The sequence below is a fragment of the Meiothermus sp. Pnk-1 genome, assembly GCF_003226535.1.
In the GTDB taxonomy this organism is placed as follows: domain Bacteria; phylum Deinococcota; class Deinococci; order Deinococcales; family Thermaceae; genus Allomeiothermus.
The window spans coordinates 19906-31351 of sequence record NZ_QKOB01000022.1 but is presented as its reverse complement, the minus strand read 5'-3'; the positions used below and the strand labels follow the sequence as shown (position 1 = coordinate 31351).

Sequence of the window (11446 nt, the reverse complement as noted above, 5' to 3'; positions counted from 1 at the left end):
GTTGCAAAGTTCGTTAGCCTCGTAGAGGATTGAAACCTTTTTTGCCTAGCGCAGCAGGCGAGGGTCTAGTGGGTCAACGGGCCAGGCAGCGGACCGCCCGGAGCGTCCTGGGGGCTCGGGAGAGGTCTACCTCGAGGCAGCTCCGGTCTAACCGAAAACGGGGCTCTTCCCCGTAGCGCTTCGCCAGCGCCCGGAAGTAGTCCTGGCTGAAGCGCAGGAAGGCGGTGGCAGCCTCGCCCCGCAGGCCGGGGGGCGGGTAGAGCCGGAAGCCGTTATCCCGGTAGCGGATATGGGGCTTCATGATCTGATAGTAGCAGAATATGCGTGGGGGTGGGGATTTCTTGCCCCCCTGGGCGAGATAGGAAGAGCAGCAAGGGGGCAAGAACCAGGGGGCCTTGCGGCCCCGTGCGGGCAGGCAAGGAGGTCAGGATGACCCGCGAAATCGAGACACGGCGTCGGCTGGCGATCTCTCTCGGCGAGCGGAAGTACATCTCGCTCCACCCCTCCACCGTTCGCTTCCTCAAAAAGGCGGCCCACAAGGTCGATCGGCGGATGGGGAAGCTCGAGAGGGAGGGAGCGCTGGAGGAGATGCGCACGCTGTACCAGACCCTCCAGCGCTATGACCGGAGCCGGTGGTTGAAGGTGGAGTAGTGTTACATGGCATGATAGCCCCATGCGAAGCACCATCTACCTGCCCGACGACCTCGCCCGGGTGGTGGAGGCTTACCTGAAGGAGCACCCGGAGACCAACCTCTCGGCCCTGGTGCAGGAGGCGCTGGAGGCCTGCCTTCGCCGCAACCCGGCGGCCCTGCTGGAGCTGGCTGGGGTCGTCGAGAAGGCCTCGGTAAACGCCGGGGAGGGAGCTGAGGACCGCCTGTACCGCCAGGAGTGACGATCCCGCAGAGGCTGGTGCTGGACGCGGGGCTGAGGTGCGCGCTCTTCCACGCCGCCGACCCCGATCATGCGGCGTGGCGGTCGCTAAAGCGAGCCTTTGGGGCCAGAGCTCCGGTGTGGACGCTGAACTACCGCGACCTGGGGGTGTTCGGGGAGCTGCCGTTCTGGGCGGGCTGAGGGGGCTTCTTGCCCCGACCTTATCCTCGGGTCTGGCCACGTCCGGGGCTCGGCGTTCGGCCCCAACGAGGCCAGCACCCCGCCCGAGGGCAGAGCCAGGAGTGCATACCTCACGCTGGGCGCTACGCGCCGTCGTACGGCATAAGCCCGCCCTTTCCAGGGCTCGCCGCACGCCGGGTCGGAGGGTTATATTTTGTCTTGTAGCCGCAGAAGGTCAGCTATAGTTGTCATGAGGGCGGAATGGGTCCGCACACCCTGGAGCGAATTCTCAGCGGCCTGAGCCGCGCCCTGGCCTCAGGAGGTGACCCCGAATCCCTGGCCCAGAAGGGCTTGAGGGCCTTGACCGAGGCCCTGGGGGCCCAAGGGGCCTGGCTGCGGCTTAGGGAGAACGGGCTGTCCCTGCGGGCCGCCGTAGGGGTCGAGCCGCCGGCGGAGGCCCGGCTCACCCCTTGGGAGGCCGAGGCGCTGAGCATCGGGCGGGTGCTGACCTACCGGCTGCCCGAGGAGGCCACCGGCCCGGCCAGCCGGCACTGGGCCGAACTCGGTTACCGGGGGCTGATGCTGGCCCCCCTGCGCGGGCAGGAGGGGCTTTTGGGCACGCTGGCGTTGCTGTTCGCCAAGCCACCCGCTCCTGCAGCAGCAGCCCTGGAGGAGGTCTTGCCCCTCTTCGGCCTGATCCTCGAGCGTGCCCGCGCCGAGGCCGAGCTGGTCCGCCGGCAGCGGCTGCTGGAGGCCCTGCACCGCCTGGACCGGGCCATGCTGGAGGGCCGGCGCCTGGCGGAGGTGGCCCAGATCGGGGCGGAGGCGGCCCGGGAGCTCCTGGGGGCGCGGGCCGCCACGGTCTCCTTGGTCGAGGGGGACCAGCGCCGCCTGGTAGCGGCGGCGGGGCCAGAGGTAGAGCCCTTTTTAGGCCAGAGCGCGGCGCTGGAGGAGGGCCCCCACGCCCAGGCTTGGCGTACGGGCGAACCGGTGGTGCTGAGGGAAATCCCCGGCCAGGGGGTGCCGCCCTGGCTGCTGGCGCTGGCCCCGCTGGGCAACGCCCTGGTGCTGCCCCTCAAGCCGGATGGCTCTACGCTGGGCTTCCTGGGGCTTTACGGCCTGAATAACCTCGAGGAGGCCCTTCCCCTGACCCAGGCCTTCGCCGCCCAGCTCTCCTTGGCCCTGCTGCGCGAGCAGGACCAGGAGGCCCTGGAGCAGCGAGCCCGGGAGCAGGAGGTGCTCCTGCGGGCCCTCCAGACCCTGGGGGACCTGGAGAGCCACGAGGAGGTAGCCCGGCGGCTGGTGGCGCTGGCCCCGGAGCTGATCGAGGCCGAATGGGCCGAGGTGTGCTCCCTCGAGGGCGGCGTCCTGCGCATCGCTGCCGCCAGCGGGCCCCTGGCGGGGGCGGTGGGCCAGCGGGTACCCCAGGACCAGGGGGTCTCCTGGGCGGCCCTGCGGGAGGGAACCCAGGTGGTAGCCGACGCCTCGGAGGAACCCCCCCGGCCCGGCGGGAGTGGGGTCGCCGTCCGCCTGCCGGGCCCGTACGGGGAGGCCCTGGGGGTCTTGATCTTGGGCCGGAGCGCGCCCCCCTTCACCCCCCAGGAGGCCCGGCTGGCCGAGGTCCTGGCCCAGGCCGGGGCCACCGCCCTCGAGCGCGCCCAGCACGCCCTGGAAGCCCGCTTGCTGCTCCAGGGGGCCCTGCTGGCCGCCCAGGAAGACGACCCCGAGGCCCTGGCCCAGGGCTTCGCCCGGCTGCTGGCCCAGGTCGGCGGGGGGCGGGCCGCGGTCTGGGCCCACCCCGAGGGGGGGCGGCCCTGGCGGCTGCTGGGCACGAGCGGATTGGGGGAGGAGATCGAGCCCTTCCGCCAAGCCCGCTTCGATCCCGAAAACGAGGGCCTGGCCGGCTGGGTCCAGGCCCATCAACGGGCCCTGGCGGTGGAGGAGATCGCGAAGCCGCCCCTCCCGCTGGGCCCCATCGAGTCGGCCGGTGCCCAGACCTACGGGGTGCAAAGCCTCCTCGTGGCCCCGGTGGGCCGCTTCGGGGTGGCCTATGCCGAGCCCGGGGGCCGGGGCAAGGCCTTCGCCCCCTACGAGGTGGCCCTGGCCGAGCGCCTTTCTGGGATGCTGGCGGGGGCCCTCGAGCGCCACCGCCTTGGGAGGGTCGAGCACCGGGTACGGGCCGCCCTGGAGCGCCTGACCCAGGTGCCCCCCGGCGACCTCGAGGCCCTGGTGCGGGCTCTGGGGGAGAGCCTGGGGGTACGCTGGGCCTTCCTCGACCGGTTGCTCACGCCCGAGCGGGCCCTGGCGGTGGCGGTCTACGGCGGCGAGCCCTTCGAGTACGACCTCCGGGGCACCCCCTGCGCCGGCGTCTTCGCCGGGCGTTTCTGCGAGTACCGCCAGGGAGTCACCACCTCGTTCCCGGAAGACCGTTTGGCCGCCGAGATGGGGGCCGAGGCCTACCTGGGCGTTCCCCTGCGGGGGGAGGGGGGGCGGGTGGTGGGCATTTTGGTGGCCATGCACGACGCCCCCCTGCCCGAGGGGGAGGAAGCCTTGCGACGCGAGATCCTGCTGGCCTATGCCCAGCGGGCCGCGCTGGAGCTGGCCCAGCAGGAGAACCAGGCCCGGCTCGAGGCCACCGCCCAGGCCCACAGCCTGCTGCGCCCGGCCCACACCGCCCAGGAAGTCTTCGAGGTCGCGGTGCAGGCGGCCCTACAGAAAACCCGCGCTACCACCGCCCTCCTCTCGCTGTATCGCCAGGAGGGGGATTTCCTGGAGATGGTGGCCGCGGCGGGCTACGCGGCCGAGGCCGCCCGGGGGCGGCGGATGGCGCGGGGGGTGGGGCTGGCCTGGCGGGTGCTGGAAGGGGGCGAGCCGCTGTACCTGGAGGACGCCTCACAGGCTCCCGAGGCCCTCTTCCTCTCCGGGCGGCGCAACCGGGCGGCCTACCTGGGGGTGCCGCTGCGCGACGCCGAGGGGCGGACACTGGGGGTGCTCTCCGCCGACACCGCCGAGCACGGCGGCGAACTCTTCCCCGAGGACCGCCACTTCCTGCTGGCCCTGGCCGAGGCCGCCGGGGCGGCCATCGCCCGCCTCGAGGCCTTGCGCCAGGCCCAACAGGAAGCCGAGCGCTTTCAGGCTCTGGCCGAGCTCTCGGCCCGGCTGGAGGCGCTGGACGATCCCAAGGCCATCCTGGAAGAGGCCCTGGAGGCGCTGTGGCAGATCGGCGGCTTCCAGGTGGCCTGCTTCAGCGAGGCCACCCCCGAGGGCCTGCGGCTTTTGACGGTGGCCGGAGAACCCCCCGAGGCCTGGCTCGAGCGGGCCCGCCAGGAGCGCTACCCCCCAGGCCGGGGGCTGATGGGCCAGGCCCTGCTTACGGGGGAGGCCCTCTACACCCCCTTCTACCCGGACCACCCCCAGGCCCTGCCCGAGCGGGCAGCCTTGGGGCTGAAGAGCGCCGCCTACATGCCGGTCAGGGTTTCTGGCCGAACGGTGGGGGTATTGAGCCTGCTGGACTTCCGGGAGGCCTACCGCGAAAATCCCCTCTCCCTGCTGGAGTTCGTCGCCCGCCGCCTGGAGCGCGCGCTGGAAAAGGCCCAAACCCTCAAGGAGCTCCACCGGACGCGGGAGGAGGCCCTCAAAGGGTTGGGGGTGGCGCTGGAGTACCGCGACCTCGAGACCGCCGGGCACACCGAGCGGGTGACCGCCCTGGCCTTGGGGCTGGCCAAGGCGCTGGGTTTGGGCGAACCCGACCTCACCCACCTGCGCCTGGGGGCCTACCTGCACGACCTGGGCAAGCTGGCCATCCCCGACGCCATCCTCAAGAAGCCCGGCAAGCTCACCCCCGAGGAGTGGGCGCAGATGAAGACCCACGTCGCCCTGGGCGAGGAGATGGCCCGGCGGCTGGGCTTCCTGCCCCCGGCCACGCTGGAGGTCATCCGCCACCACCACGAGCGCTGGGACGGCACCGGCTACCCCGACGGGCTGGCGGGCGAGGCCATCCCCCTGCTGGCCCGCATCTTCGCCCTGGCCGACGTCTACGACGCCCTCACCTCGGAGCGGCCCTACAAGCGGGCCTGGAGCCACGAGGAAGCCCTGGCCGAGCTCGGGCGGCAAGCCGGGCAGCAGTTCGACCCAGAGCTGACCCGAGTCTTTGTTCGGCAGCTGCGCCGGGGGTGAGCCCGCGGGGCTGCCGCGAGCGCTCCGCCAGGGGGCGCCACACCCTCCGGCGGGCTTTTCCTCAGAGGCTCACGACGCTCCCCGAGGCCTTGGCCTGGTACATCCGGGTGTCCGCGGCGACGAGCAGCGCGTCGGGGGTGGTGCCGTCCTCCGGGTAGGCCGCCAGGCCGATGCTCACCCCTAAACACAATTCCCCGAAGCGAATACCCCCGATAGCCTGGGCGTAACGCAGGGCGACCACCAGGGCCTCCTCCTTGGAGGTGTAGGAGAAGATGGCGGCGAACTCATCCCCGCCCCAGCGGAACAGATAGTCCCCGCTGCGCCGCTCCCGCTCGAGGGCTCGGGCCACCAGGGTCAGGGCCTGGTCCCCGGTAGCGTGGCCTAAGCGGTCGTTGATGGCCTTGAAGCCCTTCAGGTCGAGCACCGCCAGGGAAAGGGGGTAAGCATAGCGGGCCGCCCTCTCCAGCTCCTCCGGGAGGGCGCGGTCGAACGCCCGGCGGTTGGGCAGCCCGGTGAGGGCATCGGTGAGGGCGGCCTTCTCGAGCAGGCGGTGGGTGCGCTGCTCGTGGAGCAGGGTGGCCAGGGGAGCGGCGAAGAAGCGGGCAGCCCGCAGGCTATCCTCGCCCAGGGCTCGAGGGTCGTGCAGGTTGTCCAGGTTCAGATAGGCCAGCACCTCCCCCCGATACGCCATGGGCAGGCAGAGGTTGGCCTGGATCTCCCGCACCCGACCTGCGGTGTCGATGACCTCGGGAGGAGCGGTCTGGTGGCTCACCTCGGAGATGGCCACACCCTCGGTGGTTATGAGGCGGGGCTCCCCCCTATGCGCCTGCTCCTCCCCCAGCCCGTACCATAGGAGGGCTGCTTGCGGGCTGAGGGTCAGGGTCTGCAACCCCTTTAGGTCATAGCCTACCGCCGCTTTGAACCGGTATTCCCCTCCCTCCAGCACCAGCAGGCTTCCCGCTTCGCTGCCCGGCACCTGCCGGATGGCCTCCTGCAGTACCCTTTGGTAAGGCTCGTCGGAGGGCTTGTCCAGGAGTTCCTGCGTCAGCCGGTTCAGGCCTTCGTGGCGGGCCCTTTCCACCAGGCGCTCGAAGCCTACCCCCAGGGTGCGGCAGAAAAGAGATAGCAGCTCCCGCTCCGCCCTGCGCCAAGGCCTTTGGGCCCTTTCCCCTACCACCAGGACGAATCGGCTCGGCCCGGAGCCCGAGGTAGGAACCGGGTGGGCCACGAGGGTACGCCAGTCCAAGGCTTGCAGGGTCGCCACCCCCTGGGAGTGCTCCGGGTAGGCCTGGGTGTAGTGGGGTTCTCCCGTGCGGTAGACCTCCCAGGCCAGGCCCTGGCCGTAGGGCAGCCCCTCGCGCAGGAGCCGCAAAAGCCCCGGATCGCTTATGCCCAGATGGGCCAGGGTCTCCATCCGCGCGCCCTGCACCCTCCAGATTACCCCGGCTTCCAGCTCGAGCTCTTTCAGCAGCAGCGCGAGGGCCATCTCGGCCGCTTGGTGCAAGGTGTGAACCCCCTGCAATCCGGTGGCCAGCTCCGTGAGCAACCGGCGCACCTCCAGGTCGGCCAGGCGGTCGAGCTGGAGGCTCACCGTCTCGGCAAAGCGGGTCAGGCCCTCCACCTCTTCGTTCAGGAAGGGTCGGCTGCGCTCGAGGTTGAGCACCGCCACCCCCTCCCCCCGCTCAAACAGGGGCAACGCCAGCTCGGCCAGGGTGGAAAAGCCCGGGGCGGCGATGTGGTCGGGTTCCTGGCGCACATCGGGCACGTGCTGGGGCTTCCCCTCCCGCAGGGCGCGGCCCACCACCCCCCGCGCCGGGATTTCCTGAAGGCCCAGGGGGGGGACGCTGCTGAGGCAGCGGAGGCCTTCCCCTTGAGGCACCCACACCCCGATATGCCCCCCCTCTCCCAGGCTGGCCAGGCGTTCGGGGAGGCTTTTCAGCAGATCCTGGCGGTGTTCTACCTGGGTCAGGGCCTGCAGGGCTTCTGCGATGAAGCGGTGGCTTTTGGCCAGGGCCCGGGCCCGGCGATGGGCCTGGCGCAGGCTTTTCCCGATGCCGTGGGCAAGCCCGGCAGAAAGGAGCAGGAATAGCCCCTCCGGGCCGCTGGGGCCAAGCAGCAAAGCCGATACCCCCGCGGCCAGGAATCCCCAGAAAAAGCCGTATATGCTGGCGAGGGTGGCGGTAAAAACCATGAACCAGGGAAGGTCATGGGCGGGGGCCTGACCCCCAAACCTCCCCAGGACCCCCAGCACAAAAGAGCCGCTGGCGATGACCAGGTAGAGCAGGGTATCCGGCTTCAAGGGCCCCCCACCCCTTTGAAGGGCTTGGCGAAAGAGCCGCCCCGAAAGACGCGGGCCTCGCGGGAATCGGGACGACCGCCCGGCGCTTCGCGCCTAAACTGGGTGAATCGGCCCGGATTCTGCATCACCCTCCCTTGGAAAGCCTCCAGCTTCCCGTCGCGCCGCAGCGTGGTTTACTACCGCCCTGATACCCCCCGCCTCTATCAACAAGATAGCATTGACCCAGGGAGCCGAGGGGTCATTTGCACCGGTGGACGCGTCGGAGCCGGCAGGGTTACGCGCCGCCGCCCGCCGCCGAGGGGGGTCCGGGCAAGAGCCACAGCCGGGCCACCAGGCCCCTGGGGGTGTTGGCCTCCAGCTCGAGCCGCCCCCCGTGGGCCTGGGCGACCTGGGCCACCACGCTCAGGCCCAGGCCCACCCCCGGCGCACGGGTTCCCGGGGCGCGGTAAAAGGGCTCGGCCGCCTGGCGCAGGGCCTCCGGGGGCATCCCCGGCCCGGTGTCGCTGACCTCGAGCACGGCAAACCCTCCCCGGCGCTCCAGCGCGAGCCGAACCCCCGAGCCCCCCGCGTGCTTGCGGGCGTTGTCGAGCAGGTTGAGCAGGGCCTGGCGGAGCAGCAGCGGATCGCCCCAAAGCTCCAGGCGCTCCGGCCCCATGTAGGGCACCCCGGCTCCGGCGGCGGCCTCGCGGGCCAGGGCCGCCAGGTCCAGGCTCACCCGCTGGGCGCGGCCTTCGCGGGCCAGGGTCAGCAGGGCCTCGCTGAGCCGGATCATGCGCTCGGCCTCCTCCTCCACCACCTGCAGGGTCTCCTCCAGGCCGGCGTAGCCCTGGCGGTAGGCGCCGAGCTGGAGCTTGATCGCCGTGAGGGGGGTGCGCAGCTCGTGCGAGGCGTGCCGGGTGAACTGGATCTCGCGCTGGAGGAAGGCCTGCAGCCGCTCCATCATGCGGTTGAAGGTCTGGCTGAGCTGACCCAGCTCGCCGCTTCCCCCCGGGGGGACCCGCTGGCTGAGGTCGCCCGAGCCGGCCACGCGGGCGGTGGCCGCGAGCAGGTGGCGCAGGGGCCTGAGGGCCGGCCCGGCCAGCAACCAGGCCGCCCCGGCCCCGAGCACCACCACCAGCAAGGCGCTATAGAGCACGGTGTCGCGGTAGTTCTGCAGGCTGCGCAGCACCTGCTGGGATTGCAGGGCCACCTGCAGGGTGTAGCCCCCGCCCAGCTCGAGGGTCCCCACCCGCCACAGCCCCACCGTGCGGATCTCCGCGGGGGAGTCCGGGCGGGGCAGGGAGAGTTCATCGGGGAAGCTCCCCCATTCGCGCAGCACGCCCTCGTCCTGGACCAGCCGGGCCCCGGCCACGTAGCCCTCGGGCAGGCGGGCCGGGCGGGGGCGCCCCCGGAAGCCCCACTGTCCCCAGTGCAGCTCCTCCAGCACGAACTGGGCGTAGGCCTCGAGGTCCCGGTCGAGGGTGGCGTACAGCGAGCTCTGGAAGCTCAGGTAGCCCAGAACCCCCTGGGCCAGCAGCGCCAGGGCGATGGCCAGGGCGATGAACAGGGCCAGCCGCAGCCGGAGGGTCACCGCTCATCCCCTGCCCCCGTGGAGGCGGGGGCCCCTTCGGTCCACCCCAGCCGGTACCCACCCGGCACGGTGCGGATCACCTCCGGGCCGAGTTTGCTGCGCAGGTGGTGCACGCACACCTTGACCACCCCCGCGCTGCTGGCCTCCCCGCCCCAGATCAGGTCGGCGAGCTCCTCGGGGCTGTAGACCCGGCCCGGGTGGAGCGCCAGGCGCTCCAAAAGGGCATACTCCCGGCTGCTGAGCTCGACCGCCTGCCCCGCCCAGCGCACCGCACGGGTGGCGAGGTCGAGTTCCAGCGGGCCCAGCCGGATCCGGCTGGTCTTGACCTCGCTCACCCGGCGCAGCAGGGCCCGCACCCGGGCCAGGAGCTCGGGCAGCTCGAAAGGCTTGACCACGTAGTCGTCGCCCCCCTCGTCCAGCCCCATGACCCGGTCGGCGAGGGCGTCGCGGGCGGTCATGAAGAGGATCGGCCCCTTGTAGCCGGCCTCCCGGGCTTCCCTGGCCAGGAGGAAGCCCCCGTCCTCCGACTCCGGCAGGCGCACGTCCAGGATCATCAGGTCGGGCTCGCCCTCGGCCAGGAGCTCCCGGGCCCGGCTCAGGTCGGGGGCGTGCTGCACCCGGTGCCCCTGGGCCTCCAGGGCCCGCAACAGGGGGCGGGCGATGTTGAGTTCGTCTTCCACCAGCAGTAGCCGCATGGCCTCAGCTTGCATTCTAGGGGTTATCGGCGGGTTACGGACCCCGAAGATGAGAAGCCCTCTCAGCGACCCGTAACCCCTCGGTAACCGCCCCCTTCCACACTCCTCTTCAGGGAGGGCTAAACGGGCCTTCCCGAAGAGGAGGTAACCGTGAACAAAGCAGCGAAGATCCTGTTGTTGACCTCGAGCCTGGCCCTGAGCGGCGCCCTGGCCCAGCCGAACCCGGCGCCCCAGACCCCGCCCGCCCAACCCGCGCAGCGCAGCATGAAGGCGCCGTGGGGCCACCTGGGCAACCTGTACCTCGCGGCGGCCCAGTTCCTGGGGGTGACCCCGGGCGAGCTGGCCCTGCTCTCAGGGGGCAGCAAGACCCTGGGTCAGGTGGCCAGCGAGCTGGGCAAGACCCCCGCAGCCCTGGAGGCTGCCCTGGTGACGGCCCGCAACCAGGCCATCGACCAGGCGGTCCAGGCCGGGCGCCTCACCGCCCAGGAGGCCAGCAACCTCAAGGCCAGCAGCCCGGCGGTGGCCAAGGCCCTGGTGGCCCAGCCGGTGCAGCTGCGCTTGGGCCTGCGCGATGGTTGGGAAGGGCCTCGAGGCCGCGGACGCTGAGGGCTCGAGGGGTGGACCTGCGCGCAGGTCCACCCCGCCTACAGGAGGGATATATGTGGCCGATACATCAGCGCGGTTGGGGCGTCTTTGATCACGGCTATGGCGGTTGGGGTCTGGTAGACGATCTGCTCTGGATCCTGCTGCTCTTGGGGTTGCTGGCATTGGTTGGGGTACTGATCTTTCGGTTGTTGCGCAATCCGAGCGGCAGCTCCTCCGACCGGGCCCTGCAGATCGCCCGTGAGCGCTACGCCAAGGGTGAGATCGACCAGGCCGAGTTTGAGGCCTTGAAGAGAAACCTGGGCGCTTGAGCCAAACCGAAGGAGGACGGCATGGAAAACGACGATAAGCCCATCGGGACCATCCTGAACCGCCGCGAGGTGTTGGCCGCCTTGGGACTGAGCGGCCTCGGCGGGCTGCTGGGCGGCCAGAAGGCCAGCGCCCAGAACGATCCCTTGCCCGCCTGCATCGTGCGCCCGGCCCTGACCGAAGGCCCCTACTTCGTGGACGCCCGGCTCAACCGCTCGGACATCCGCTCCGATCCCGCCACCGGGGTGGTGAAGGCCGGGGTACCGCTGGGGCTGCGCTTTGTGGTCTCCCGGGTCTCCAGCAGCGGATGCCGTCCCCTTCCGGGGGCCATGGTCGATATCTGGCAGTGCGATGCCCAGGGGATCTACTCCGGGGTGCAGGACCGCTTCGCCGACACCCGGGGACAGAAGTGGCTGCGCGGCTATCAGATCACCGACGCCCAGGGCCTCGCCCGCTTCACCACCATCTACCCCGGCTGGTACCCGGGCCGCACCGTGCACATCCACTTCAAGATCCGCTACCAGAACCGCGACTTCACCTCCCAGCTCTTCTTCGACGACGCGCTGAGCGATCGCGTCTTGGCCAACCCCCCTTACGCCAAGCCCGGCACCCGCACCCGCAACGCCGACGACAGCATCTACCGCAACGGCGGCAATCAACTGCTGCTCGAGCTCAAGCCGGACGGGGCCGGTTACGCCGCGACCTTCACCCTCGGGCTGAACCTGTGAGCCCTCGAGCGGGCTG

General features: G+C 71.0%; 11 protein-coding genes. 7 read left to right on the top strand and 4 right to left on the bottom strand.

What is annotated here, in order from left to right:
- Positions 1 to 73 precede the first annotated feature (73 nt).
- Positions 74 to 301 carry a hypothetical protein gene (locus DNA98_RS16845; protein ID WP_110532554.1) on the bottom strand — a complete coding sequence of 76 codons (228 nt, stop codon included), beginning with the start codon at positions 299 to 301 and terminating at the stop codon, positions 74 to 76.
- A 128-nt stretch (positions 302 to 429) separates the two neighbouring features.
- Here DNA98_RS16845 and DNA98_RS16840 point away from each other — a divergent pair, with 128 nt between their 5' ends.
- The 4 genes from DNA98_RS16840 (at position 430) to DNA98_RS16825 (ending at position 5226) form a co-directional block, all read left to right on the top strand.
- Positions 430 to 651, top strand: a complete 222-nt coding sequence (locus tag DNA98_RS16840; protein WP_110532553.1) for a hypothetical protein — start codon at positions 430 to 432, stop codon at positions 649 to 651.
- 22 nt (positions 652 to 673) lie between these two features.
- Complete coding sequence (locus DNA98_RS16835; RefSeq protein WP_110532552.1) at positions 674 to 892, top strand: CopG family transcriptional regulator; 219 nt, start codon at positions 674 to 676, stop codon at positions 890 to 892.
- On the top strand, positions 889 to 1071 hold the full coding sequence (locus tag DNA98_RS16830) for a hypothetical protein (protein ID WP_110532551.1): 183 nt from the start codon (positions 889 to 891) through the stop codon (positions 1069 to 1071). Before DNA98_RS16835 ends, DNA98_RS16830 begins: the two co-directional genes overlap by 4 nt.
- A 240-nt stretch (positions 1072 to 1311) precedes the next feature.
- Complete coding sequence (locus DNA98_RS16825) at positions 1312 to 5226, top strand: GAF domain-containing protein (protein ID WP_110532550.1); 3915 nt, start codon at positions 1312 to 1314, stop codon at positions 5224 to 5226.
- Between the two features lie 61 nt (positions 5227 to 5287).
- Here the strand turns inward: DNA98_RS16825 and DNA98_RS16820 are convergent, their stop codons facing one another.
- The 3 genes from DNA98_RS16820 to DNA98_RS16810 all read right to left on the bottom strand — a co-directional run bounded on the left by DNA98_RS16820 (position 5288) and on the right by DNA98_RS16810 (position 9790).
- Positions 5288 to 7525, bottom strand: coding sequence for a diguanylate cyclase (locus DNA98_RS16820; RefSeq protein WP_110532549.1), 2238 nt, complete (start codon positions 7523 to 7525; stop codon positions 5288 to 5290).
- A gap of 274 nt (positions 7526 to 7799) precedes the next feature.
- Positions 7800 to 9095 carry an ATP-binding protein gene (locus DNA98_RS16815; protein WP_110532548.1) on the bottom strand — a complete coding sequence of 432 codons (1296 nt, stop codon included), beginning with the start codon at positions 9093 to 9095 and terminating at the stop codon, positions 7800 to 7802.
- Positions 9092 to 9790: a response regulator transcription factor gene (locus DNA98_RS16810; RefSeq protein ID WP_110532547.1), complete on the bottom strand. Its 699-nt coding sequence runs from the start codon at positions 9788 to 9790 to the stop codon at positions 9092 to 9094. The genes DNA98_RS16815 and DNA98_RS16810 overlap by 4 nt, the downstream gene beginning before the upstream one ends.
- Before the next feature lie 150 nt (positions 9791 to 9940).
- Here DNA98_RS16810 and DNA98_RS16805 point away from each other — a divergent pair, with 150 nt between their 5' ends.
- Genes DNA98_RS16805 through DNA98_RS16795 form a run of 3 tightly spaced genes read left to right on the top strand, consistent with a single transcriptional unit; the run spans position 9941 to position 11430 of the window.
- A complete protein-coding gene (locus DNA98_RS16805; RefSeq protein WP_110532546.1) occupies positions 9941 to 10396 on the top strand; it encodes a hypothetical protein in 456 nt (151 codons plus the stop codon).
- Positions 10397 to 10449: 53 nt separating this feature from the next.
- The gene (locus tag DNA98_RS16800) at positions 10450 to 10704 is read left to right on the top strand and encodes an SHOCT domain-containing protein (RefSeq protein WP_110532545.1); all 255 of its coding nucleotides are present in this window, start codon (positions 10450 to 10452) and stop codon (positions 10702 to 10704) included.
- 21 nt (positions 10705 to 10725) lie between these two features.
- A complete protein-coding gene (locus tag DNA98_RS16795; RefSeq protein WP_110532544.1) occupies positions 10726 to 11430 on the top strand; it encodes an intradiol ring-cleavage dioxygenase in 705 nt (234 codons plus the stop codon).
- Positions 11431 to 11446: the final 16 nt, after the last annotated feature.

Coding starts and splice junctions, on each gene's coding strand:
- DNA98_RS16840 (WP_110532553.1), top strand. CDS start 430: ATGACCCGCGAAATCGAGACACGGCGTCGGCTGGCGATCTCTCTCGGC.
- DNA98_RS16845 (WP_110532554.1), bottom strand. CDS start 301: ATGAAGCCCCATATCCGCTACCGGGATAACGGCTTCCGGCTCTACCCG.
- DNA98_RS16810 (WP_110532547.1), bottom strand. CDS start 9,790: ATGCGGCTACTGCTGGTGGAAGACGAACTCAACATCGCCCGCCCCCTG.
- DNA98_RS16795 (WP_110532544.1), top strand. CDS start 10,726: ATGGAAAACGACGATAAGCCCATCGGGACCATCCTGAACCGCCGCGAG.
- DNA98_RS16835 (WP_110532552.1), top strand. CDS start 674: ATGCGAAGCACCATCTACCTGCCCGACGACCTCGCCCGGGTGGTGGAG.
- DNA98_RS16800 (WP_110532545.1), top strand. CDS start 10,450: ATGTGGCCGATACATCAGCGCGGTTGGGGCGTCTTTGATCACGGCTAT.
- DNA98_RS16825 (WP_110532550.1), top strand. CDS start 1,312: ATGGGTCCGCACACCCTGGAGCGAATTCTCAGCGGCCTGAGCCGCGCC.